Raw genomic sequence first — 24,018 nt, 5'->3', positions numbered from 1 at the left:
TAGCGCGAGTCCCCGCTACATGGTGTCAGCCAGCATGCAAGCCTACCTGTGGGCCAAAACCGGCCATCTCGTGTTCGTGATCGCGTGGATGGCGGCGGTGTTCTACCTGCCGCGGATCCTGGTCAACCTCGTCGAGGCCGGCGAAGCGCCGGCGGTGCGCGCGCGGCTGGTGCTGATGGGGCGGCGGCTGTACCGCTTCGGCCACGTGATGTTCGGCCTGGCGTTCGTGCTGGGACTGGTGCTGTGGCTCGGCTACCGGGTATTCCCGGATTTTCCGACGATGGTCGGTGCCGGCACGGGTTGGCTGCACGCCAAGCTGGCGCTGGTGGCGCTGCTGTTCGCGTACTTCATCTTCGCCGGTCGCTGGCTCAAGGGGCTGGACAAGGGCAAGTCGTTGCCGTCGTCGAAGGCGCTGCGCTGGTTCAACGAGCTGCCGGTGCTGCTGCTGGTGGCCGTGGTGTACCTGGTGCTGGCCAAGCCGTTCTGAGACAGGGGTTGGGGATTCGCGATTGGGGATTCGGAAAAAACGCGGCCCCGCTTTCCCGAGTCCCCAATCCCGAATCCCTCATCCCTGCTTTCACTGCATGTACCAGCCATGGCTGACCACCAGGCTCTGCCCGGTCAGCGCATTGGTCTCGAACGCAGCCAGCGTCAGCGCGACGTTGGCGACGTCGTCGACGGTGGTGAACTCGCCGTCGACGGTGTCCTTGAGCATCACGTTCTTCACCACCTCGTCCTCGCTGATGCCCAGCTCCCTGGCCTGTTCCGGGATCTGCTTCTCGACCAGCGGCGTGCGCACGAAGCCGGGGCAGATCACGTTGGCGCGAATGCCGTGCTCGCCGCCTTCCTTCGCCACCGCGCGACAAAGGCCGAGCAGGCCGTGCTTGGCGGTGACGTAGGGCGCCTTGAGCTTCGAGGCCAGGTGCGAATGCACCGAGCCCATGTAGATGATCGCGCCGCCCTGGCCGCGCGCCTGCATGTCCTTCATGCACTCGCGGGTGGTGAGGAAGGCGCCGTCGAGGTGGATCGCCAGCATCTTCTTCCAGTCGGCGAAGTTGGAATCGGTGACGGCGTTGATGATCTGGATGCCGGCGTTGGAGACCAGCACGTCGACGCGGCCGTAGTGGGCGATGGCTTTTGCCACGCCGTCGACGACCTGCTGTTCATCGCTGACGTCCATCGCCACGGCGAACGCATCGCCGCCCGCATCGCGGATCGCGGCCGCGACGGCTTCGGCGGCATCCAGCTTCAGGTCGGCGACGACCACCTTGCCGCCGTTGGCCGCGTAGACCTCGGCGATGCGCTTGCCCAGGCCGCTGGCGGCGCCGGTGACGAGGCAGACCTTGTTGTCGAGTCGGTTCATGGGGTGGGTCCTGCGGGAATGGCGGTCAAGGGGCGGAACGAGGCGGAGCGATCCTGGGCCCAGCCTATCGCGCCGCCGCGGCCGGATGCCATCGTCCTTCCGGTCAATGCGCCGTCGGCACGAACGCGTCGATCGCCGGCAGTTCGACCGGCACGCCGTCGTTGTTGCAGGTGCCGGCCGCGCACAGGCGTTCGCGCAGCTTCGGCGTGGCCTGCACGATGAAGTGGTAGATCACGTTCTGTTCGACCGAGCCGCGCACCGCGTCGCTGCCGGGTCCGCGCGCCCAGATGCCGACATCCTCGCCGCCGTGGCTTTCGTTGGACATCGGTACGGTCGCTTCCTGCATGTAATCCGGCTGCGTGGTGTCGATGCCGGTGAGGTCCGGGCGCCCGTTCGCGGCGTTGTAGCCCTTGCCCGGATGCGGGAAGCGCTTGCTGCCGGCCGGCTGCGAGGCGCTTGCGCCGGTATAGCCGGGGCCGTTGGCGTAGCCGAGCGTGGTGTAGGGCAGGCCGGTGCCATCCTTCGCCAGCTTGCCGGGCGTGCCGTCGAAGCTGCTCTTGCCGCGCACCTTGCCCAGGATCGGATTGCCGCGCACCGGGTAGCCGACGAAGTTGAGCGTGTGCGAATGGTCGGCGGTGACCAGTATCAGGGTGTCGTCGGCCGAGGTCGCGTCCACGGCGGCCTGCACCGCGCGCGACATCGCGAGGGTGTCGTCGAGCGCGCGGAAGGCGTTGCCGTAGTGGTTGGCCATGTCGATGCGCGCGCCTTCGACCAGCAGCACGTAGCCGTCGGGGTCCTGCGACAAGGTGCGGATCGCGGCGCGCGTCATCTCGGCGAGCGAGGGTTGGCCCTGCGGCGAGTCGTCGCGGTCATGGTCGAAGTCCATGTGGCTGCCGGCGAACAGTCCCAGCAGGCGTGGCGCGTCGGCGGCGTCGCGCAGCTGCTGCGCGGTGCGGACGAACGCGCCCTGCGGGTGCGCGGCCAGCCATTCGGCGACCAGGTTGCGGCCGTCCGTGCGCTTGCCGTGCTGGTCGGGGTTCCCGGGATCGGCGATCGTGTTCGCCACGAACTCGCCCAGTCCGCCGCCGAGCGCAACGACCGGTCCGCCGAATGGCGTTTCGATCAGCTGGCGCGCGATGTCATGGCAGCCCTGCTCGACGGCCTCGCGCGGAAGTTCGCTGTCGTTTTCCCAGCCGCGCGTTGGCACGTGTGCGTAGGTGGCCGCCGGGGTGGCGTGGGTCAGGCGCGCGGTGCTGACGATGCCGGTGGCCATGCCGGCGCTCTGCGCAAGCTCCAGCCAGGTCAGGTTGTGGTTGCGCAGGCTGCCGGCGCAGTCGTCGTTGTGCGAGGCCGGGCCGACCGAGATCGAGCCCATGAAGGTTTTCACGCCGGTGGCGATGGCACTCATCGTGCCGGCCGAATCCGGCGTCTGCGCGTCGGTGTTGTAGGTCTTGCTCAGCGCGGTGGCGGGGAAGGTTTCCCAGGCCAGCTGGTTTTCTTCGCCCGGCCGGCCCTTGCGCTGGCCGTCGAGGATGCGCGCGGCGGCCACCGTCGTGAGGCTCATGCCGTCGCCGAGGAACACGATCACGTTTTTCGCCCGGCCGCCCATCGCGCCATTCGCCGCTGCGCGCGCGGCGCCGCTGCGGTACCACCAGTCGGCCGTCTCGCCCTGCGGGTGCGCGATCGCCGGCACCTCGATGGCGGATACCCCGGTCGTGGCGGTGCGCACGGGCGTCGTGTCGCGCACGGTGGCGGTGCAGGCGGCCAGCGTGGCCACGGACGAGATCAACAGCAACGGCAATCGCATGCGACAGCTCCGGGAAAAATCGTGGTGCGCATTATGCCGCCAGTCTCCGGAGGGGCAGATTCAAGCCGGCGCACCGGGAGTGGTCCTCGGCAAGCGCGCCATGACCGCCCGCGATGCGTGGCCGCGCGCATATGCCCCGGTTCGGCATGCGCGCGTTGCTCGCCGACGATGCCAGGCATCCGTGCGTCGACGAGTAGTTACACAGGACTGGCCCGGGTTCCCTGCGCGCGTTGCGTGATGCAGGGCCTGTTCCGGACGTGATCCCGGTCCGGCGATGTGCTCGCGGCTTTCCGGGCATCGTGCAAATCCACGCGGATCAGCGGCCGCGAGTCGGGTTGCACCGGGTTGCCGGCCGCACTAGGATCGAGATGCCGGCTCGTCAAGGATGACCCAATGACCGCTCCCCGCAGATGCCGTTACGGCTCAGTCCTGGTTGCCGTTTCGCTTGCCCTGACAGGATGTTCCGCCGCGATGACCAGCACACCCGCTTCCGAACGTTCGCCTGGCCATCATGATGCTGCCGACGTGGAATGGCCGTTGAAGTTCAAGTCGCATTATTTTGGTGCCGCCTGCTTCAACACGCGGAGTTGCATCGTGCTGTACCGGGATTTTCCGCATGGCGCGATGCATGAAGGACTGAGCCCATCCGTCGAATCAACTGGCAGGTCGTTGGATCAGCTGCTAACCGCCAGTCGTGGACCGATCCCCAATTTCCCGCCGCCTGCCAAAGTCACCTGGCGCTCGAAGGATGGTGCTCCGCATGAGGCCCACGTAGATATCGGAGAAATTTTCCGGGACGAGCTGATTCGCCACAACCTGGCCCGGGAAGAGATACCGGACAGCACCTTGGCCAGCGACCATTCGCCGGGGATCATTCTGGAGGTCAACGACCGCACCATCAACGTCTACATGCGGGCGCACATTTCAACGAAGGAACTGCAAGAGCCGGGCAATCGTTACAGCGATTTCCGCGATGACCTGATCAAGGTGTTCAGCCGTAGCTACTGAGCCAGGGAGAGGCGCTCATGGGAACCATCATCGGACAGTCGGGAGGCGTGGAGACGTATCCCGCGGATGCGAACGACTTGGAGAGCTACCGCCAGGCAGAAGCGGATCTGGCGAAACTGCGCGTTCCAGTACTTTTGCATGCGGGTAACCCGCACGAGCGGTTGTACCTCGCCGCGTTGGACGGCACCGGCAATAGCATGGTCGATGACGATCGCAAGCATTGGAGTTCGGTGGCTGAAATCTACGATCAGGTCTTGATCACAAGACCTGCCAACGTAGCGGCAGGTTACGTCGAAGGCACCTACACTCAGGAAGGCTTCCTCAATACCCCGAAGCGCCTGCTCGATGGTCGCTTCGGCATCACCTTCGAAGACCGCGTCGAGACGACGTATTACCAGTTTTGCCTGCAGGCAAAAACCTGGCTTCGGGAGGACCCCCAAGCACAGATCCGGCTGGTCGGCGTCGGCTTCAGCCGGGGCGCGGAAGAAGTTGCGGCGTTGGAGCGCTTGATCGAGGAGCGCGGCATTCGCGACCCCGATGCGGCCGTCTACAGGAAGGATGTCGAGGGCCTGATCACGAGCATCGAGTATGCAGACCGCCCGCTGCTGGTGCCGCCGGGAGAAACCCTGCAGGCCGCGCTGCTGTTCGATCCCGTGGTCGAGGGCGTGGAGCGGTTCGACCGTCGGCTCCCGTCGTCCACCATGAGTACCTACCAGATCAGCGCCGAGGACGAGCGTCGCAACCTGTTCAAGGTCAACGACCACGTTCCGCCCGATTTCAGCGAGGACAACCGCAACCTCAACAGCATCGTGGGCGGCGTGCACAGCGACATCGGCAATACCTACGAGGAGAATGGCCTCGGCGTGTACAGCTTCAACCTGGGCGTGGCATTCCTGAACCGGCTCAGCGATCGGCCCTACCTGCAGAAGCAGGCCATACCGGATGATCCGGCCCTGTTCGTCGTGCATCGTTCCGAGCAGGGCATGCATGGCCTGTACGGCACGTCCAGCTACGACAAGGATGGACTGCGCGATCGCCTGCAGGACCAGTCGCCGCAACCTGGCCTGCAGCGCAAGGATCCGATCAGCGCGGAACTGGAGATGCGCATCGAGCGTCGCGCCGCCCCGGTGCAGCCTGGCCACGGACGCGCCGCGCGCCAGGAAGACGAACGGCAACTGGTCGCTGAAACGATGCTGCCCGGACCGATCGACCCCCGGAAATCCTTTCTCGACGGTGTCATCGATCGACTGTCGCAGGGCGCGCTCGCCAGGGACGACAACGCAATGGCCGGCGCGGTGGACGATTACCTGCGCAGTCCGATGGGCCGGCAGTTCGCGGGCGAGGTGGCACGGCAGCGGCAGGACTTGGATGCGCAGGAGCAGCAGGCTGCGCTCGACGCCCAGCTGCTGGCCGGGCAACAGGCCGAGGCGCACCGCAATCCGCACGTCATGCACAGGTAGAGCGGATCAGGCATTCCATGGATACGGAAGCACTCAAGGTACTCGTCATCCAGCTGGCCGCCGTGGCCGAACGGCTGGACCAGCGCAGCCAGGCGGCCGTGCAGCAGGTCGAGCAGGCCGGTGCGATGCTGGACCGGAGCGCGCATCGCCTGGGTTCGAGCAGTGCAGACTTCACCCGCGAAGTGTCGAGCGCGCTGCAACGGCAGTCGGGTGAGTTCATCGGCAAGGGCCTGGCCGATTCGATCGGCGAGTTCAAGTCGCAGCTCACGGCGTGCGTGCACGCGGCATCGGCCGCGGCGCGGACGCTGGAAGGCGAGCGTCTGGCGCTCAGCCGGGAGCGCCGGACCTGGCTGTGGCTGGGAAGCGGGGCATTGCTGGTCGCCTCCACGCTGGCGACGGTGTCGTCCTTCCATGCCGTGTCCAGCAGTCGCAAGGAAGTCGAGCGCAACCAGATCGCCGCCGACCTGCTGCGCGCCTACGACCAGGCCGACGTGAGGCTGTGCGGCCATCGGCTGTGTGCCAACGTGGACGACAGCGGTGCGCGCCAGGGCACGGACAATCAGTACAGGCTGGTGAAACCCCGGCCGGCTTCGACGCACTAGGCCGTTGGAGTTGCAACGGGTCGCGCCCGGCCCCTGCGATCAGGACGCGCGCGGGGTCTGTCGTGCCTTTTCGCGGGAAACGCAGCCCCGGGCTATGCGCGCGAGTAGCGCCACGACTGCATGCGCCCGTCGCGATACGGCATCACGCCGTGGAACGGGCGCGGATCGCCGTCGAACACCAATGGCAGGAACTCGCGGTCGCCTTCCCACATCGGCAGTTCGTGCAGGCGGTCGATCGCGACCCATTCCAGGGTGCCTTCCGGGTTGCGCTCCAGCGGCGTGCCGGTGAAGGCGGTGACCACGAACACGAATCCCAGCCAGTCCTCGCCCCGCTTGCCGAAGCCCGGCCAGCTGATCGTGCCGCGCAGCGACAGCGCGGTGCATTCGATGCCGGCTTCCTCGGCGATCTCGCGGCGCATGCCGGCGAGCACGTCCTCGTCGGGTTCGATCTTGCCGCCCAGGCCGTTGTACTTGCCCAGGTGGTGGTCGTTCGCGCGCACGTTGCGGTGGAGCATCAGTACCTGCTTGCCGTCGGGCGAAAGCACGTAGCCGAGGGTGGCGACGATCGGCGTGTACGGCATCAGGCCCCGCCTCCGCGCTGCTTCGCGAGTTCCGTGTCGAACGCGCGTTCGGACTTGTCGGCGTACTCGCGGCAGGTCAGCGGCGCGGCGTTGCCTTCGTGCCTGCCCGCGCCGACGTGCGGGGTCAGCAGCAGGTCGCAGGGCAGGGCGCGCACCACGTCGAAGCTGTGGCGGAAATCATCCACCAGGCGCGGGATGCGCGGGTTGTCGACCAGCTGGTACCCCGGCGTGCTCAGGCTGTCGACGTAGGCGATGCGCAGCGGTTGGCCGTCGCGCGCGTCGGTCCAGGTCCAGGCCATGCTCCCGGGCGTATGTCCGGGCATGAAGTGGACGCTCAGGCGCAGGCCGCCCAGTTCGACCGCTTCGCCGTCGTGGACGATGCGGTCGGCGTGCGCCGGCGGGTAGAGGATTTCGTCGCCGAAGTGCAGGTCGTTGCTGCCGCCGGCGGCGAGCAGCAGCGCGGATTCGGCGTTGCTGACCAGCGTCGCGCCGGTGGCGCGTTTGATTGCCGCCAGCGGGCCTACATGGTCGCCGTGGGCCTGGCTGTGCAGGATCAGCTTCAGGTCACCGGCTTCAACGCCCAGCGTCCGCATCTGCGCCAGCAGCATGTCGGCAGTCTGCGGCATGCCGCCGTCGAGCAGCACCGCGCCGGCGTCGGTCTTCACCAGCAGCGCGTGGATGCCCTGGGTGCCGATGCGCCAGGTGTGGTCGGCGATCTGCTGCGGAGCGACAGGCTGGCGCCAGGATTCGTCGACTTCGTAGGCCTGCAACTGGGGCAGGGCGGGCTCGGCGGCGAGCGCATTGCCTGCAAGCACGAGGGCGCAGGCCAGGAGGGAGAGTTGGGAAGAGGTCATGGAATGCAGGTCGGGGGGGGCGTGATAGTTTCGGCGATCGATCGCCATGCGGCCAGTGCGGGCCGCGCAGGTGGCTCCGGCACCTGCGTGGCTGCGGGTCCGGTGCCCATGACTTCTGGCCCGTCTGGCCGCACGCAGTGGGCGGTACCTTGTCGCCTTCAATCGGGGAACAAGGAGAATTCCGTGCGCGCGCGACACTTGATGTTGTTGCTGGGCAGCCTGCTGTTCGCATCCGCGGCCCAGGCGGCCGAGACGGCCAACCCCGATGCCTGGGAGTTGCCCATTGCCACGAAAACCCTCGGCAACGGCCTGACCGTGGTCGTGTCCGAGGACCACAGCGCGCCGGTGGTGGGCGTGAGCGTGGTCTACCACGTCGGCATGCGCCTGGAGCCGCGTGACCGCACCGGCTTCGCGCACCTGTTCGAACACCTGATGTTCGAGGGCACGCCGAATGCGAAGGAAGGCGTGTTCGACCGCGTCATCACCGGTGGCGGCGGCCGCAACAACGGCTCCACCCGCGCCGACTTCACCAACTACATCGAAACCGCGCCGGTGTCCGCGCTGGAGTCGATCCTGTGGCTCGAGGCCGACCGGATGAAGACCCTCGACTTCAACCCGGTCACGCTGAAAAACCAGCAGGACGTGGTGAAGGAGGAGATCCGGGTCAACGTGAAGAACCAGCCCTACGGCGGCTTCATGTGGATCGACATCGGCCAGCAGGCGTTCCAGAAGTGGGAGAACAACCACGACGGCTACGGCAGCTTCGAGGACCTCGAAACCGCCAGCCTGGAGGACGTGGCCGCGTTCCACCGCGACTACTACGGCCCCAACAACGCGGTGCTCGGTATCGCCGGCGACGTGACCCCGGAACAGGCCTTCGCGCTGGCCGAGAAGTACTTCGGCGGCATCCCGGCGCGCAAGACGCCGGCCGCGCCGGATTACCACGAGGGCCTGAACACCGCCGAGAAGCGCGTGCAGCAGTCCGATGCGCTGGCGCAGGTGCCGGCGATCGCGGCGGCCTGGAAGATGCCCGACCGGGGCAGCAAGGACCAGGCGCCGATGGCGGTGCTCGGCTCGCTGCTGGCCAATGGCGACGCCTCGCGGCTGTACCAGGGGCTGGTGAAAGGCCGGGAACTGGCGCTCAACGTCGACTCGCTCTACGGCCTGACCAGCGAATGGGAGTACGACGGCCCGACGCTGTTCACGGTGTTCGCGCTGTACAAGCCGACCACCAACGCCGATGCCGTGCTCGAGGCGATCGACGAGGAGATCGCCAAGGTCGCGAACGATGGCGTCGACGATGCCACCTTGAAGCGGGTCAAGACGCAGATGCTGGCCGACTGGTACGACGGGCTGGAGATGTTCCTCTCCCGCGCCGACACCCTGGCCAAGCTGCAGACGCTGTGGGGCGACGCCCACGTCGCCAACAGGATCCCCGGCTGGATCGAGGGCGTCACCTCCGCCGACATCCAGCGAGTCGCGAAGACCTACCTGACCAAAGACAACCGCACCGTCATCGACCGCAAGCCCGCCGCCATGCTGCACGTGCAGCCTGCGGCCGCGCAGCCGGCGAAGAACTGAGGAGGCACGGACATGAACCTCATGCACAAGACCCTGCTGGCCGCTGCCATGTGCGCGCTGCTGCCCGCTGCCGCGCTGGCCAAGGACGTGGTGATGCCGAAGGACCTGCCGGCCTACGGCCCCGACAAGCCGCTGCCGGTACCGCAGATCGAGAAGAAGACCCTGGCCAACGGCCTGGAAGTGTGGGTGCTGCCGCGCGACGGCGTGCCGCGCGTGGACTACGTGCTGGCGGTGCGTGGCGCCGGTTTTGCCGCCGATGACGCGCCGGGCTTTGCGACCATGTTCGCCGGCCTGCTAGCCGAAGGCACCGCACGGCACGATTCGAAAGCCATCGCCGAGGCTGCGCAGGGCTATGGTGGCAGCCTGGGCGCGCAGGCCAGCAGCGACGGCGTCACCGTCTACGGCAACGCGCTGGCTTCGAATGCCGAAGGCATGCTGCAGCTGCTGGCCGAGGTGGCGCGCTCGCCGGTGTTCCCCGACAGCGAGGTCAAGCTCGCGCAGGCCAACGCGCTGCAGGGGCTGATGGCGGCCGAGGCGCAGCCCGGGTTCAAGGCCGAGCGCGCGCTGGCGCAGGCGGTGTACGGCGACCATCCCTACGGACATACGCAGCCGACCGAGGAGGCGATCAAGGCGGCTACCCCGGAGCAGTTCCGCGATGCCCATGCGAAGCGCTTCCGCCCCGATCACGCCCTGCTGGTGGTGACGGGCAGGATCGAACCGTCGCAGGCGTTCGCGCTGGCGCAGTCCGCGTTCGGCGACTGGAAGAACACCGGCGACCCGGTGCCCGACACGCCGAAGGCGGCGGCCACCGCGACGCCCGCGTTCGTGCTGGTGCAGCGCCCGGGCAGCGTGCAGTCGGCGATCCGGCTCGGGCGGCCCGCGATCGCCGCCACCAACCCGGACTACATCCCGCTGCAGCTGGCCAACGCCGTCGTCGGCGGTGGTTTCAGCAGCCGTCTGATGCAGAACCTGCGCGAGGACAAGGGCTACACGTACGGTGCGCGGTCGAGCGTGAGCGCGCTGCGCGAAGGCGGCCGGATCACCGCCAGCGCCGACGTTCGCAACGAGGTCACGGGCGCGTCGCTGAAGGAATTCGTCGCCGAGTACGAACGCCTGGGCAGCGAGCCGGTGCCGACCCGCGAACTGGACGACACCAAGCGCTACGTCGCCGGCGGGTACCTGATCTCGAACCAGATGCAGGCAGCGGTGGCCTCGATGCTGGCCGGCAACTGGCTGGTCGGCCTGCCGCCGGAGTACCTCGGCCAGTACGTGCCGAAGATCCGCGCGGTCGACGCCGCGCAGGTGCAGGCGATGGCGAAGAAGTATTACGACCCGAAGGACCAGTCCATCGTCGTGGTCGGAGACGACAAGGCGGTCGCGGAACAGCTCGAGCCCTACGGCAAGTTCGAGGTGCGGGAGAAATAGCCCGCGAATGGCCTCGCCTTCGAGAGGGGCGAGGACGGGCGGCCTGCGCGGCGATGTCGCGCAGTGCCGGCCAGGCGCCCGGCATGCTGCGCCGGGCAGAATGGTTCGGGTAGGGAAGGGCTTGCGCTTCGAAGTCGCGAGCCGTGCGACGCTCGCGGTCTTCGCGTGCAGCAGGGGCAGGAGGCCGCGCCAACAGCTGCGCCTGCAGGGTTGTTTTCAGAGTTCGGCGCGCGGGATCGCCAGTCGCCAGGCGCACAGCGCGAGCGGTATCGGCAGCAGCATCGACGTGACCGGCACCCAATCCGGCTGCGGTACCAGTGCCGCGGCGACGATCACCAGGGCGGTGATCGGTGCGCCGATTGCCAGCGCCGCACCGCCGCGATGGTGGCGCGCGACCAGCGCCGCGCAGCCGCCCCCGAGCAGCGCCGCCAGGCCGACACCGGCCACGATGCAGGCCAGTGCGCCGGGAGGCGCGTTCCCGAGCCCGTCCGCAGCCGCGCGCAGCGAGCGCATCGCGTTCACGCTCGGCAGCGGATGCAGCGCCAGCGCGGCGTAGCCGCTGCCGGCGAGGGCCAGCGCGGCGACGATCGCGCCTGACAGGACGCCCAAAGCGGTGCGGACCATCTCGACCTCCTTGTGTTGATGTCGCGCCAGCATGGCGTTGCGGCCTCGGTGCCGCAAGCCGCCCCTGCCGCTTTTGTGACCACCTCGGCGCCGCCGTGCACAATGCCGGCGTGGCCGTTCCCCGTGGACGCCGACGCCGAACGGAGCAGCATGAGCGGACAGCAGCGTGAACTCGAATTCCGGTTCCTCGCCGAACCCACCGACGTCAACTACGGCGGGAAGGTCCACGGCGGCGTGGTGATGAAGTGGATCGACCAGGCCGGCTATGCCGCAGCGGTCGGCTGGAGCGGCCGCTACGCCGTTACCGTCGCGGTCGGCGGCATCCGCTTCGTGGCCCCGGTCCGGACCAGCGACCTGGTCGCGGTGTCGGCCAAGCTGGTCTACACCGGTACCAGTTCGATGCACTTCGCCGTCGACGTGCACGCGCGCGACCCGATGGGCGGAGACGAGCGCCTGTGCACGCACTGCGTGATCGTGTTCGTGGCCCTGGATGACGTCGAGGGCAAGCCGGCGCCGGTGCCGGCGTGGGTGCCGCAGACCGACGACGACCGGCGCCTGTCGGAGTACGCCACCCGGGTGATGGCGCTGAGCAAGGGCATCGAACAGACGGTGGCGCGCTATCGCGATGCCGGTGACGGTGTGTTGCCCGAGCCATCCGCGCGCTGAGTGCCGGTTCCAGGATGGCCGCCGCGGTGGCCGTCGACGTTATGTCGATTGCGGCCGCATGGCCGCGTCCGCGGAGGGCTTCGACATGGTCGGCAGGCGATGGCTGTTGCTCACGGTGGTACTGGCCGCAGGTCCCGTCGCGCCAGCCTGGGGACAGGCGGCGGCCAGGCTTTCCGACACGGATCGCGCCGCGGTGTTCAAGGCGGCCGGGGCGATGCAGCGGGACGGGAAGTGGATCATCTGCGCGGATGATCCCGAGCCTTCCGGGGCCAGCATCGACGAAGTGCGCGACCTCAACGGCGATGGCCGCCCCGAGGCCGTGGTGAGCGAGGGCGGGACGTTCTGCTACGGCTTCACCGGCACCGGCTTCCAGCTGCTGGGCCGGCAAGCCGACGGCAGCTGGCGCAGGATCACCGGCGACATCGGCATCCCCGAGTTCCTGAAGACGAGGGGCGTCGACGGTTGGCCCGACATCTCCATCGGTGGCCCCGGTTTCTGCTTCCCGGTGCAGCGCTGGAACGGCCGGGAATACGTGGTCCAGCGCCACGAGTACGAAGGCAAGCCCTGCCAGCCCGGCTAGGAGGCTCGAGAAAGCATTCCGGGGAACGAAAAAGGCCGCTGCGAGGCGGCCTTCCGGTGCATCTTGGAGCTGCGCTCAGACGCCGGAGACGCGGCGCGCCTGCGTGAACTTGTGGCTCCAGTAGCCGTCGACGAGGCTCGACACCATCACGTCCTTGCCGGTGCGCGGCGCGTGGACGAAGCGGCCGTTGCCCAGGTAGATGCCGACATGGTCGACGCGCTTGCCGCGGCGGCTGAAGAACACCAGGTCGCCGGCGGTCAGGGCGTCTCGATCGACCTTCTCGCCGCTGGTCGCCATCTGCCGCGAGACCCGCGGCAGCTCGATGCCCAGCGCGCTGCGGAACACGTAGCCGACCAGGCCGCTGCAGTCGAAGCCTTCGGTGGAACTGCCGCCCCAGCGGTAGGGCGTGCCGAGCAGCGCCAGGGCGCGCTTGAGCAGGGTCTGGACGCGGCCATCGGCGTCGACCGGGATGTCGACCGGGCTGGTGGTGCCGGCATCGATCAGCTTGCTGACGTCATTGGCGAACAGCATGGTGCGCTGTTCGGGCAGGACCGGCGCCGCGGCGGTTTCGCTGAGCGGGGTGCTGACGTGGAGCTGGTCGGCCGAATCGGCGGCCAGACCGGTCGCGGCAAACGCGGAACCGGTGCCCAGGAGGGCAAGCAGCGGGAGGAGGACGGAGAACGCCGGGACTGAGCGGCGAACGGTGCATTGGCGGCTTGGCGCTGGGTCTTTCGTCGTCACGCGGCGTCGTTCACGGTTATCTGCAGCGCGTGATGGTGCCGCAGCACTCCGGCCAGGATGTTCAAATTCCATTACGAAAATGTGAACTGGCTTGTGATTTCCATCACATTTCAGTGCAGGACGCGTTTTGCGCCGCTGTAGTGGTCCCGCCAGTACGGGCCGTCCAGGCGGTCCAGGCGCACGGTGCCGCCGGTGCTCGGGGCGTGCACGAAGCGGCCCTCGCCGACGTAGATGCCGACGTGGCTGACGCTGCCGCCGCTGCCGAAGAACACCAGGTCGGCGGTCGTCAGGCGCTCCGGGGCGATGCGCGGCCCCTGGAATGCGGCGAGGTCGCGCGAGGTGCGCGGCAGCTTCAGGTCGAGCATGTCCCGGTAGACATAGTTGACCAGGCCGCTGCAGTCGAAGCCGCCGGCGGGCGTGTTGCCACCGTAGCGGTAGGGGGTGCCGACCAGGCTGATCGCCCGCATCAGCACCGCATTGGCCGAGGCGGGGTCGGCAGGCGGGTTGTTCGGCCAAGTGTGCGGCGTGACGGCGGATGCCTGCGGGCGCGCATGGCGGATCTCGTCGTGGCCGCAGCCGGCGAGCAGCGACACCAGCAGCAGCGCCGGCAGGAGCGCCTTCGGAGCCGCCGCCACGCCCGCAAGCCGCCGGGTTGGCGCGTGGGCGGGCGAGCCGGGATAATGCGCGGTCTCCATCACGGCCGACATCTTGGCCGAATCCCCTTCCGACTGACAAGCGACCGGGCGTCGCGCGTCCGCACGCCCGCCGCAACGAGAACCCCATGAGCACCGAAGCGATGAAGATCGAGAAAGACCGCGTCGTCCAGTTCCACTACACCGTGTCCGAGCAGGGCCAGGAGCCGCTGGAAACCTCGAAGGAGCGCGACCCGCTGGCGATCCTCGCCGGCCACGGCAACATCATCCCGGGCCTGGACAAGGCGCTCGAAGGCCACGTCGCCGGCGACAGCTTCGGCGTCGACGTGCCCGCGGCCGAGGCCTACGGCGAGCGCCGCGACGGCCTGACCCAGCGCGTGCCGAAAAAGCACTTCGGCGAGCAGAAGCTGGCGCCGGGCATGCAGGTGGTGCTCAACACCAACTTCGGCCCGCGCGCGGTGACGATCCAGAAGGTCGGCATGAGCGTGGTCGACGTCGACCTCAACCACCCGATGGCCGGCAAGGACCTGCACTTCGACATCGAGATCGTCGACGTGCGCGAGGCCAGCAAGGAAGAGATCGAGCACGGCCACGTCCACGGCGACGGCGGCCACGCGCACTGACCGGGCACCGCCGCAGGGTCGCGCCGGGCGCTTCGGTTCGTCGCGACGGCGGAATACACTTGCCCGATGAGCGAGCGCGATGATGTCCTGGTGGTCGGTGGCGGGGTAATCGGACTGGCCAGCGCGCTGGCGCTGCTCGATGCCGGGCGCGGCGTGCGGGTGCTGGAAGCCGGCACCGTGGGCTGCGGAAGTTCGCACGGCAACTGCGGCACCATCACCCCCAGCCACGCCGCTCCGCTGGCGGCGCCGGGCAAGATCGCCAAAGCGCTGAAGTGGATGCTGACGCCGGACGCGCCGTTCTACGTCAAGCCGCGTTTCGACCCGGCGCTGTGGCTGTGGCTGCTGCGCTTCGCCGCGCGCTGCAACACCCGCGACTGGCGCGCGGCGATGGTCGCGCGCGCGGGCATCCTGCACGAATCGCGCGAGCAACTGCCGCTGTGGGTACGGCGCTACGGCCTGCAGTGCGAATACGCCGAGCAGGGCGTCGATTACGTGTTCCACACCGAGCGCGAACTTGCCCACCTGTCTGCCGAACTGCCGCCGCTGGCCGAGCTTGGCATCGCCAGTGAAATCATCGACGGCCCCACCTACCTGCGCAACGAGCCGGCGCTGCGCGAGGGCGTGGTCGGCGTGGTGCGCTTCCCGGGCGACGCGCGGCTGCGGCCGGACCGCTACGTCGACGAGCTGGCGCGCGCAGTGCGCGAAGCCGGCGGCAGCATCGAGGAGCATTGCGAGGTACAGGGCCTGGCCGACGATGGCGACGGCGTGCGCGTGGCCACCTCGCGCGGCGAACTGCGCGGGCGCGACGTGCTGGTCGCCACCGGTGCCTGGTCGCCGCGGCTGGCGAAGGCGGCGGGGTTGTCGAAGCTGCCGATCCAGCCGGGCAAGGGCTACTCGATCACCTACGACCGCCCGGCGCTGGTGCCGAAGCAGCCGGTGGTGCTGTACGAACGCAGCGTCTGCGTCACGGTCTGGGACAGCGGCTACCGCCTGGGCAGCACGATGGAATTCTCGGGCTATGACACCAGCCTCAACCGGCGCCGGCTCGACGCCCTCGAGCGCGGCGCGCGCGAGTACCTGCGCGATCCGGTCGGGCCGGTGAAGCGCGAGGAGTGGTTCGGCTGGCGGCCGATCTGCGTCGACGACCTGCCGATCATCGGCCGCGCGCCCGGCCATCGCCACGTCTGGCTGGCGACCGGGCACGGCATGCTCGGCATCAGCATGAGCACTGGCACCGCACGGCTGGTCGCCGACCTGGTCTGCGCGCGCACGCCGCGGCTCGACCCGCTTCCCTTTTCACCGCAGAGGTTTGCGTGAACGCGGGGGGCGGCAAGTCCGCTTTCGACTTCGACCTGGTCGTCATCGGCGGTGGCTCCGGCGGCCTGGCCGCGGCCTTCCGCGCAGCGGAGCACGGCGCGCGCGTTGCCCTGCTTGAACCAGGCGAACTCGGCGGCACCTGCGTCAACGCCGGCTGCGTGCCGAAGAAGGCGATGTGGCTGGCCGCGCACGTCGCAGAACGCATCGAACTGGCCGCGCAGCTCGGCTTCGGCGTCGATGCACCCGCGCTGGACTGGTGCGAGTTCGTGACCCATCGCCAGCGCTACATCGCCAACATCCACGCCAGCTATCGCCGGCGCCTGGATGCAGCGGGCATCGTGACCATCGCGTCGCGCGGGCGCCTGCTGGACCCGCGCACGGTCGAATGTGCCGATGGCGTGCGGCTGTGCGCCAAGCACGTGCTGATCGCCACCGGTGGCCGCCCGCGGCGGCCCTCGATCCCGGGGGCGGAGCTCGGCCTGGTATCGGACGACTTCTTCCACTTCACCGCCGCGCCGGCGCGCGTGGCGATCGTGGGCGGCGGTTACATCGGCGTCGAACTGGCCGGGATGCTGCGGGCCCTGGGCAGCGAGGTCGAACTGTTAGCGCGCGGCCCGCGGCTGTTGCAGGGCTTCGACGCCGGACTGGTCGAGCGGCTGCAGGACAACTACCGCCAGGCCGGCATCGCGCTGCACCTGGGTCGCGACGTGCGCGGACTTGAACGCGCAGGCGAAGGCCGCGTGTGCGTGGCCGGCGACGGTACTGCCTTCGACGCGGTGCTGTTCGCCACCGGCCGGCAGCCCAACACCGAAGACCTGGGCCTGGAAGCCGCGGGCGTGGCCACCGACGGCGCCGGTTACGTGTGCGTCGACCAATGGCAGGACACCACCGCGGCGGGGGTGCACGCGGTGGGCGACGTCACCGACCGCATCGCGCTGACGCCGGTGGCGATCGCGGCCGCGCGCCGGCTGATGGACCGGGTTTTCGGCGGCGTTGCAGAGGCCAGGCTCGACTACGACAACGTGCCCACGGTGGTGTTCGCGCATCCGCCGCTGGCAACGGTCGGCCTGACCGCCGCGCAGGCGCGCGAACTGCACGGCGACGACGTGCACGAATACCACGCCGATTTCCGCGCCATGCTGCACGCGCTGGCCGACGCGCCGCAACGCAGCCTGTTCAAGCTGGTGTGCGTGGGTGCGCAGCGCCGGGTGGTGGGCATCCACCTGCTTGGCGAGGGTGCCGATGAGATCCTGCAGGGTTTCGCGGTGGCGCTGAAGAAGGGCATCACCCTGGATGACCTGCGCGATACGGTCGCGATCCACCCGACCAGCGCCGAGGAAGTGGTCCTGATGCGGTAGGAGCGCCCCATGGGCGCGATGCTTTTCCCGGTAATCCATCGCGCCCATGGGGCGCTCCTACCGATCCCGGGTGGGGGTACGATTCGCGCATGGACATCTTCACCCTGCATCAGGGCACCGCGCCGCTGCTGGTCAGCGTGCCGCACGACGGCACCCGCCTGCCGGCCGACATCGCGGCGCGGCTGACCGGTTCGGCGCGCAGAGTGCCCGACACCGACTGGCATATCGCGCGCCTGTACGCGTTCGCGCGCGATCTCGGCGCCTCGATGATCGTGCCGCTGCACTCGCGCTACGTGGTCGACCTCAACCGCGCCGAAGACGACGTCTCGCTGTATCCCGGCCAGAACACCACCGGCCTGTGCCCGATCGTGCAGTTCACCGGCGAGCCGCTGTACCTCGAGGGCGGCGAGCCGGACGAAGCCGAAGTGCGCGCCCGCGTCGACCGCTACTGGCGCCCCTACCACGACGCCTTGCGCGACGAACTCGCGCGGATCCGCGCCATGCACGGCCGCGCGGTGCTGTGGGAAGGCCATTCGATCCGCGGCGAGCTGCCGTTCCTGTTCGACGGGCGCCTGCCCGACCTCAACCTCGGCACCGCCGGCGGCACCAGCTGCACGCCGGCGCTGCAGGCGCGGCTGGAACGGGTGCTGGCGTCGCAGGGCGACTACGACTTCGTCGCCAACGGCCGCTTCAAGGGCGGCCACATCACCCGCCATTACGGCGACCCGGCCAATGGCATCGATGCCGTGCAGCTGGAGATCAGCCAGCGCGCCTACATGGACGAGGATTCATACGCCTACGACGAAGGCAAGGCTGCGCGCGTCCAGGCGCTTGTCCGCAGGCTGCTGGAAGCGGCCGTGCAGGAAGGCTGAGCGGCCAGGCAGGCCGCTTCGCGCGGCGGGCCCGGAGCAGGCGCCGCAGCGGTGGCGTGCGCCAGGGTTTCCAGCATTGCCGGGCCACCCCTGGCTTCGAGCCGCGCCGCGCTGGACGGATCTTCCCAGCGTGGAGGAGCGGGACCAGCGCCACGGCGCGGCGATGGCCGGGCTATACCTCCAGCGTTGCCAGGTCGCCCTTGGCTTCGAGCCACGCCTTGCGATCGCCCGCGCGCTTCTTCGCCAGCAGCATGTCCATCAGCGAGCGGGTCTGGTCGGCGTCGTCGATGGTCAGCTGCACCAGCCGGCGGGTGTCGGGGTGGATGGTCGATTCGCGCAGCTGCGAGGGATTCATCTCGCCAAGGCCCTTGAAGCGGGTCACGTTGACTGCGCCGGACATGCCCTTCTTGCGGTCGCCCTTTTCGCGCTCGATCTTCTCCAGCAGCAGGCGCTTTTCCTCTTCGTCCAGCGCGTAGAACACCTGCTTGCCCACGTCGACGCGGAACAGCGGCGGCATCGCCACGAACACGTGCCCGGCCGCCACCAGCGTCGGGAAGTGCTTCAGGAACAGCGCCGAAAGCAGGGTGGCGATGTGCAGGCCGTCGGAGTCGGCGTCGGCGAGGATCACGATCTTGCCGTAGCGCAGGCCGGACACGTCATCCTTGCCCGGGTCGCAGCCGATCGCCACGGCGAGGTCATGCACTTCGTTCGATGCCAGCACGCCGCCCGACGCGACCTCCCAGGTGTTGAGGATCTTGCCGCGCAGCGGGAGGATCGCCTGGAAGTCCTTGTCGCGGGCCTGGCGCGCGCTGCCGCCGGCCGAATCGCCTTCGACCAGGAACAGCTCGGTGCGCGACAGGTCCTGCGAGATGCAGTCGGCGAGCTTGCCGGGCAGGGCGGGACCCTGGGTGACCTTCTTGCGGGTGATCTGCTTTTCGGTCTTGAGCCGCGCGCTGGCGCGTTCGATCGCAAGCTGCGCGATCTTCTCGCCGAGTTCGACGTTCTGGTTCAGCCACAGCGAGAACGCATCGTGCGCGGCGTTCTCCACGAATCCCGCGGCCTGGCGCGACGACAGCCGCTCCTTGGTCTGGCCGCTGAACTGCGGGTCGGTCATCTTGACGCTGAGCACGAACGCGACCCGGTCCCAGACGTCCTCCGGCGCCAACTTGACCCCGCGCGGCAGCAGGTTGCGGAAGTCGCAGAATTCCCTCAGCGCATCAGTGAAGCCGGTGCGCAGGCCGTTGACGTGGGTGCCGTGCTGCGCGGTCGGGATCAGGTTGACGTAGCTTTCCTGCACCAGCTCGCCGTCCGGCACCCAGGCCGCGGCCCAGTCGACGACTTCGGTGTCCTTCTTCAGCGACCCGACGAACAGGCGCGGCGGCAGCAGCTCGCGGTCGACCAGCTCGCCGCGCAGGTAGTCGCTCAGGCCGTCGGCGTACTGCCACTGGTCGCGTTCGCCGCTGGCCTCGTCAAACAGGCGCACGGTCAGGCCGGGGCAGAGCACCGCCTTGGCGCGCAACAGGTGGCGCAGGGCGCGCAGGTTGAACTTCGCGGTGTCGAAGTATTTCGCGTCCGGCCAGAAGCGCAGCCGGGTGCCGGTGTTGCGCTTGCCCACGCTGCCAACGGTTTCCAGTTTCGAAGCGCGGTCGCCGTGCGCGAACGACATGCGGTACTCGTTGCCGTCGCGCTTGATGTACACGTCCAGCTGCTTCGAAAGCGCGTTGACCACGCTGACGCCGACGCCGTGCAGGCCGCCGGAGAAGGTGTAGTTCTTGTTGCTGAACTTGCCGCCCGCGTGCAGCCGGGTGAGGATCAGTTCCACGCCCGGGATCTTCTCCTCCGGGTGCAGGTCCACCGGCATGCCGCGGCCGTCATCGGCCACCTCGCAGCTGCCGTCGGCGTGCAGCACCACCTCGATCTCGCGCGCGTGGCCGGCCAGCGCCTCGTCGACCGCGTTGTCGATGACTTCCTGGGCGAGGTGGTTGGGACGGGTGGTGTCGGTGTACATGCCCGGCCTGCGCTTGACCGGGTCCAGCCCCGACAGGACTTCGATGTCGGCGGCGTCGTAGCGTGCATTCATTCGTGTGGGGCCATTCGTGTTCGGCGCAGGTCTGCGGAGCGTGTGCATAGCTTACCGATGCGCGGCCGTTAAAACTCCGTTGTTCAGTGGCCGGAAGGGATCGTGGGGCTAGCGTTCGATCCTCGCCGTGGGGAGCGAAGGCCGGAAACAACGCTGGACACCCAGCCGTCCATTTCGTACGGAGGACCTGATCCATGAAGCACTCCAAGATACTGCTCACCACCATGATCGCGGCCGCACTGGCCGTCCCGGCGGCATACGCCCAGTCGCAGACCGATGCTGCAAGGGCCGGACAGTCCGCGCAGCAGGCGCAGGAATCCGCAGCAGCGGCCGAAGCCGCGCCCACCAGGGCCGACCCGAAGGCCGCTCGGGCGGCGGAAGGCCGGGCGGCGGAAAGCCGCGCGCAGAAGGACCAGGCGCAGGCGGCTGCCGAGGCCAGCGACAGCGCATCCGAGGCGGACCAGCAGGCTGCCGAGCCCGAGGAAGAGGAACAGAACTGAGGAGCAGAACCAGGCCGCCACAGCGGCCGTCCGCTCCGCCCATTCGACGCCCCGGCTTGCCGGGGCGTTTTTGTTGCGCCGGTTTGTCCAGCGTGGTGGCGCCGGGATAGCATCCGGGGCAATGCGGCGGCGCGACGGACGCGCGGACGCAATGGAATGCCATGCCAGCCAGGGAGTCGTCGTGATGAACGAGAAGTTGCCAGCCGCCCTTGCCATCGCCCTGTTGGCCGCAGCCTCGGCGTGGGCGCCGCGGGGATGGTCGCAGGCCGGATCCAGCCTGCCGCCACAGCTCCAGACCGATGCCCAGCGCGAGGCAGCCCGCGCGGCCCGCACGGCGCCGGGAAAAGCCGGCGGCCGGGTCCAGCCGTCGAATGCGGCCGTACGCGATGCCGGCGCCGCCTTGGGTGACGCGGTGCTTGCGGACGTGGCGGATGCCGCCGCAGCCTCGGCACACAACGCAGCTATGCGGCCGCCGCGCGGCCCGGATCCGGTGGCCGACCGGCGCGGGGGCGTCGATCCCGGCCCCGATCCCGGGCTGGATGATCCGCTGGCCCCGAGGCCGGACGGCGGCCCGCGATAGCGGCGGGAGGCCGATTTTTCGCGTCGCGCCTGCCGCCAGCGCGCGGATTGTCCGCCGCGGCGCTCCCGCGGGCGCCCTGAACCGGTAGAATGCGGATTTCCAGCGACGTGCTGATTCCATGACTTCCCCCGGCTCCGTCACCCCGCTCGTTTTCGTCACCGGCGGCGTGGTGTCCTCCCTCGGCAAGGGCATTGCCGCGGCCTCACTGGCCGCCATCCTCGAAGCGCGCGGTTTGCGCGTGACGATGATGAAGCTCGACCCGTACATCAACGTTGATCCGGGCACGATGAGCCCGTTCCAGCACGGCGAGGTCTACGTCACCGACGACGGCGCCGAAACCGACCTCGACCTCGGCCACTACGAGCGCTTCGTCAACACCCGCCTGTCGGGCAAGAACTCGATCACCGCCGGCAAGATCTACGAGAACGTGATCCGCAAGGAGCGCGCAGGCGACTACCTCGGCGCGACCGTGCAGGTGATCCCGCACATCACCGACGAGATCAAGCGCTGCATCGACACCGCCACCAACGGCTTCGACGTGGGGCTGGTGGAGATCGGCGGCACCGTCGGCGACATCGAGTCGCTGCCGTTCCTGGAGGCGATCCGCCAGATCCGCACCGAGCGCGGCCCCGACAAGGCGCTGTTCATGCACCTGACCCTGGTGCCGTTCATCGCCGCCGCCGGCGAGCTCAAAACCAAGCCCACCCAGCATTCGGTCAAGGAACTTCGCTCGATCGGCATCCAGCCCGACGTGCTGCTGTGCCGCAGCGAGCAGCCGCTGCCCGACGGCGAGCGCCGCAAGATCGCCTCGTTCACCAACGTCTCGGAAAAGGCCGTGATCTCGGTCATGGACCTGGACAACATCCACAAGATCCCGATGTGGCTGCACGCGCAGGGCCTGGACCAGGTGGTGGTCGAGCGCCTGCGCCTGGACGACCGCGCGGCGAAGTCGGCCGACCTGTCCGAGTGGCTGGCCGTGGTCGAGGCCGCCGAATACCCGATCGACGAAGTCACCATCGGCATCGTCGGCAAATACGTCGACCACAAGGACGCCTACAAGTCGGTCGGCGAGGCGCTCAAGCACGGCGGCATCCGCCAGCGCACGCGCGTGAACCTGAAGTGGCTCGAGTCGCAGGACATCGAGCGCGACGGCGCGGCGAAGGTGCTCGAAGGCCTGGACGGCATCCTGGTGCCGGGCGGTTTCGGCGACCGCGGCTTCGAGGGCAAGGTGCTGACGGCGCAGTACGCGCGCGAGCAGGGCATCCCGTATTTCGGCATCTGCTACGGCATGCAGGCGGCGGTGGTGGACGTGGCGCGCAACCTCGCCGGGCTGGAGGACGCCAACAGCACCGAGAACGACAAGCGCACCCCGCACCCGGTGATCGGCCTGATCACCGAGTGGCGCACGCAGTCCGGCGAGATCGAGCGCCGCAGCGAAGGCAGCGACCTGGGCGGCACCATGCGCCTGGGCCTGCAGGAGCAGCGCCTGAAACCGGGCAGCAAGGCGCGCGAGATCTACGGCAAGGACGTGGTGGCCGAGCGCCACCGCCACCGCTACGAGTTCAACAACCGCTACCGCACCCAGTTGGAGGAAGCGGGGTTGGTGATCAGCGCCAAGTCGATGGACGACCTGCTGGTGGAAATGGTGGAACTGCCCGACCATCCGTGGTTCATCGCCTGCCAGGCGCACCCGGAATTCCTCTCCACGCCGCGCCACGGCCACCCGCTGTTCATCGGCTTCGTCCGCGCCGCGCGCGAGCACAAAGCCGGCGGCAAGCTGCTGAAGGAGGCGTCGGCGTGAGTCGTTTCCGAAGGAGCGCCCCATGGGCGCGATGGGCTTTGCAGCTGGAATCTTCGCGCCCATGGGGCGCTCCTACAGGAAGCGCTCGATGAAACTCTGCGGATTCGACGTTGGCCTCGACCAGCCGTTCTTCCTGATCGCCGGGCCCTGCGTGATCGAGTCGATGCAGCTGCAGCTCGACGTCGCCGGCCAGCTGAAGGAGATCACCTCCGCGCTCGGCATCAATTTCATCTTCAAGTCCAGCTTCGACAAGGCCAACCGCACCTCGGGCACCAGCTTCCGCGGCCCCGGGCTCGAGGAAGGGCTCAAGGTGCTGGCCGAAGTGAAGAAGCAGATCGGCGTGCCCGTGCTCACCGACGTGCACGAATACACGCCGATGGACGAGGTGGCGAGCGTCGTAGACGTGCTGCAGACGCCGGCCTTCCTCGTGCGCCAGACCGACTTCATCACCAAGGTCTGCAAGGCCGGCAAGCCGGTGAACATCAAGAAGGGCCAATTCCTGTCGCCGTGGGAAATGAAGCCGGTGGTCGACAAGGCCAGGGCGACCGGCAATCCGGACATCATGGTCTGCGAGCGCGGCGCCAGCTTCGGCTACAACAACCTGGTCAGCGACATGCGTTCGCTGGCGGTGATGCGCGACACCGGCTGCCCGGTCGTGTTCGACGCCACCCACTCGGTGCAGCTGCCGGGCGGGCAGGGCGGCAGCAGCGGCGGCCAGCGCGAGTTCATCCCGGTGCTGGCGCGCGCAGCGGTCGCGGTCGGCGTCAGCGGACTGTTCATGGAAACCCATCCGCGGCCGGAGGAAGCGCTCAGCGACGGCCCGAATGCGTGGCCGCTGCCGAAGATGCGGGCGCTGCTCGAAGCGCTGCTCGAACTCGACCGCACCACCAAGAAGAACGGATTCATCGAGATGGCGTAGCCGGTCGCGTGCACGCCCCCGCG

At 68.7% G+C, this 24,018-nt stretch carries 24 protein-coding genes; 16 read left to right on the top strand and 8 right to left on the bottom strand.

Annotation, left to right across the window (positions count from 1 at the left end):
* Positions 1-34: 34 nt before the first annotated feature.
* Entirely contained in the window at positions 35-487 is a 453-nt protein-coding gene (locus H570_RS0109375) for a CopD family protein (RefSeq protein WP_027080511.1), read from the top strand.
* A 90-nt stretch (positions 488-577) separates the two neighbouring features.
* Here the strand turns inward: H570_RS0109375 and H570_RS0109370 are convergent, their stop codons facing one another.
* Positions 578-1,363, bottom strand: coding sequence for a 3-hydroxybutyrate dehydrogenase (locus tag H570_RS0109370; protein ID WP_027080510.1), 786 nt, complete (start codon positions 1,361-1,363; stop codon positions 578-580).
* A 103-nt stretch (positions 1,364-1,466) separates the two neighbouring features.
* The gene (locus H570_RS0109365) at positions 1,467-3,170 is read right to left on the bottom strand and encodes an alkaline phosphatase (RefSeq protein WP_027080509.1); all 1,704 of its coding nucleotides are present in this window, start codon (positions 3,168-3,170) and stop codon (positions 1,467-1,469) included.
* A gap of 471 nt (positions 3,171-3,641) precedes the next feature.
* Between H570_RS0109365 and H570_RS18585 the strand changes: the two genes are divergently transcribed.
* Genes H570_RS18585 through H570_RS18190 form a run of 3 tightly spaced genes read left to right on the top strand, consistent with a single transcriptional unit; the run spans position 3,642 to position 6,240 of the window.
* The gene (locus H570_RS18585; protein ID WP_156899924.1) at positions 3,642-4,178 is read left to right on the top strand and encodes a hypothetical protein; all 537 of its coding nucleotides are present in this window, start codon (positions 3,642-3,644) and stop codon (positions 4,176-4,178) included.
* Positions 4,179-4,195: 17 nt separating this feature from the next.
* Positions 4,196-5,638, top strand: coding sequence for a phospholipase effector Tle1 domain-containing protein (locus H570_RS18195; protein ID WP_084500020.1), 1,443 nt, complete (start codon positions 4,196-4,198; stop codon positions 5,636-5,638).
* Positions 5,639-5,655: 17 nt separating this feature from the next.
* Positions 5,656-6,240, top strand: a complete 585-nt coding sequence (locus tag H570_RS18190; RefSeq protein WP_051176264.1) for a hypothetical protein — start codon at positions 5,656-5,658, stop codon at positions 6,238-6,240.
* A 92-nt stretch (positions 6,241-6,332) separates the two neighbouring features.
* On the opposite strand, the gene H570_RS0109345 is transcribed toward H570_RS18190, so the two are convergent.
* Both H570_RS0109345 and bla read right to left on the bottom strand, forming a co-directional pair.
* The gene (locus tag H570_RS0109345) at positions 6,333-6,821 is read right to left on the bottom strand and encodes an NUDIX hydrolase (protein ID WP_027080508.1); all 489 of its coding nucleotides are present in this window, start codon (positions 6,819-6,821) and stop codon (positions 6,333-6,335) included.
* Complete coding sequence (gene bla / locus H570_RS0109340; RefSeq protein ID WP_027080507.1) at positions 6,821-7,675, bottom strand: subclass B3 metallo-beta-lactamase; 855 nt, start codon at positions 7,673-7,675, stop codon at positions 6,821-6,823. The genes H570_RS0109345 and bla overlap by 1 nt, the downstream gene beginning before the upstream one ends.
* A 183-nt stretch (positions 7,676-7,858) precedes the next feature.
* Between bla and H570_RS0109335 the strand changes: the two genes are divergently transcribed.
* The gene (locus H570_RS0109335) at positions 7,859-9,256 is read left to right on the top strand and encodes a M16 family metallopeptidase (protein ID WP_027080506.1); all 1,398 of its coding nucleotides are present in this window, start codon (positions 7,859-7,861) and stop codon (positions 9,254-9,256) included.
* A 12-nt stretch (positions 9,257-9,268) separates the two neighbouring features.
* A complete protein-coding gene (locus tag H570_RS0109330; RefSeq protein WP_211219100.1) occupies positions 9,269-10,681 on the top strand; it encodes a M16 family metallopeptidase in 1,413 nt (470 codons plus the stop codon).
* A 216-nt stretch (positions 10,682-10,897) separates the two neighbouring features.
* On the opposite strand, the gene H570_RS0109325 is transcribed toward H570_RS0109330, so the two are convergent.
* Positions 10,898-11,305, bottom strand: a complete 408-nt coding sequence (locus H570_RS0109325; RefSeq protein ID WP_156899923.1) for a hypothetical protein — start codon at positions 11,303-11,305, stop codon at positions 10,898-10,900.
* A 150-nt stretch (positions 11,306-11,455) separates the two neighbouring features.
* Here H570_RS0109325 and H570_RS17040 point away from each other — a divergent pair, with 150 nt between their 5' ends.
* Together H570_RS17040 and H570_RS0109315 are read left to right on the top strand one after the other, a co-directional pair.
* A complete protein-coding gene (locus H570_RS17040) occupies positions 11,456-11,971 on the top strand; it encodes an acyl-CoA thioesterase (protein WP_036135838.1) in 516 nt (171 codons plus the stop codon).
* A gap of 58 nt (positions 11,972-12,029) precedes the next feature.
* Positions 12,030-12,551 carry a hypothetical protein gene (locus H570_RS0109315; RefSeq protein WP_211219099.1) on the top strand — a complete coding sequence of 174 codons (522 nt, stop codon included), beginning with the start codon at positions 12,030-12,032 and terminating at the stop codon, positions 12,549-12,551.
* A gap of 75 nt (positions 12,552-12,626) precedes the next feature.
* On the opposite strand, the gene H570_RS19605 is transcribed toward H570_RS0109315, so the two are convergent.
* Both H570_RS19605 and H570_RS0109305 read right to left on the bottom strand, forming a co-directional pair.
* On the bottom strand, positions 12,627-13,292 hold the full coding sequence (locus H570_RS19605) for a C40 family peptidase (protein WP_051176263.1): 666 nt from the start codon (positions 13,290-13,292) through the stop codon (positions 12,627-12,629).
* 110 nt (positions 13,293-13,402) lie between these two features.
* The gene (locus tag H570_RS0109305; protein WP_027080502.1) at positions 13,403-13,999 is read right to left on the bottom strand and encodes a C40 family peptidase; all 597 of its coding nucleotides are present in this window, start codon (positions 13,997-13,999) and stop codon (positions 13,403-13,405) included.
* Positions 14,000-14,088: 89 nt separating this feature from the next.
* Between H570_RS0109305 and H570_RS0109300 the strand changes: the two genes are divergently transcribed.
* From H570_RS0109300 to hutG, 4 genes are all read left to right on the top strand, one after another.
* A complete protein-coding gene (locus tag H570_RS0109300; protein ID WP_027080501.1) occupies positions 14,089-14,568 on the top strand; it encodes an FKBP-type peptidyl-prolyl cis-trans isomerase in 480 nt (159 codons plus the stop codon).
* A 66-nt stretch (positions 14,569-14,634) separates the two neighbouring features.
* On the top strand, positions 14,635-15,885 hold the full coding sequence (locus tag H570_RS19400) for an NAD(P)/FAD-dependent oxidoreductase (protein WP_027080500.1): 1,251 nt from the start codon (positions 14,635-14,637) through the stop codon (positions 15,883-15,885).
* A complete protein-coding gene (gene gorA / locus H570_RS0109290; protein ID WP_027080499.1) occupies positions 15,882-17,243 on the top strand; it encodes a glutathione-disulfide reductase in 1,362 nt (453 codons plus the stop codon). Before H570_RS19400 ends, gorA begins: the two co-directional genes overlap by 4 nt.
* Positions 17,244-17,332: 89 nt before the next feature.
* Positions 17,333-18,115 (top strand): N-formylglutamate deformylase, encoded by a 783-nt coding sequence (hutG, locus tag H570_RS0109285; RefSeq protein ID WP_027080498.1) that lies wholly within the window; start codon positions 17,333-17,335, stop codon positions 18,113-18,115.
* A 172-nt stretch (positions 18,116-18,287) separates the two neighbouring features.
* Here hutG and parE read toward each other — a convergent pair whose 3' ends face one another.
* Complete coding sequence (gene parE / locus H570_RS0109280; RefSeq protein ID WP_027080497.1) at positions 18,288-20,195, bottom strand: DNA topoisomerase IV subunit B; 1,908 nt, start codon at positions 20,193-20,195, stop codon at positions 18,288-18,290.
* A gap of 194 nt (positions 20,196-20,389) precedes the next feature.
* On the opposite strand from parE, the gene H570_RS17030 reads away from it, so the two are divergent.
* The 4 genes from H570_RS17030 (at position 20,390) to kdsA (ending at position 23,995) form a co-directional block, all read left to right on the top strand.
* Complete coding sequence (locus tag H570_RS17030) at positions 20,390-20,695, top strand: hypothetical protein (RefSeq protein ID WP_051176262.1); 306 nt, start codon at positions 20,390-20,392, stop codon at positions 20,693-20,695.
* A 184-nt stretch (positions 20,696-20,879) separates the two neighbouring features.
* Positions 20,880-21,275 (top strand): hypothetical protein, encoded by a 396-nt coding sequence (locus H570_RS0109270; protein WP_156899921.1) that lies wholly within the window; start codon positions 20,880-20,882, stop codon positions 21,273-21,275.
* A gap of 118 nt (positions 21,276-21,393) precedes the next feature.
* On the top strand, positions 21,394-23,076 hold the full coding sequence (locus tag H570_RS0109265; RefSeq protein ID WP_027080495.1) for a CTP synthase: 1,683 nt from the start codon (positions 21,394-21,396) through the stop codon (positions 23,074-23,076).
* A gap of 88 nt (positions 23,077-23,164) precedes the next feature.
* Positions 23,165-23,995 carry a 3-deoxy-8-phosphooctulonate synthase gene (gene kdsA, locus H570_RS0109260; protein WP_027080494.1) on the top strand — a complete coding sequence of 277 codons (831 nt, stop codon included), beginning with the start codon at positions 23,165-23,167 and terminating at the stop codon, positions 23,993-23,995.
* The last annotated feature ends 23 nt before the right edge of the window (positions 23,996-24,018 follow it).

Origin of the sequence: Luteimonas mephitis DSM 12574 (assembly GCF_000422305.1) — a bacterium.
GTDB classification, from domain to species: domain Bacteria; phylum Pseudomonadota; class Gammaproteobacteria; order Xanthomonadales; family Xanthomonadaceae; genus Luteimonas; species Luteimonas mephitis.
This window is presented reverse-complemented; position numbering and strand designations above follow the sequence as displayed.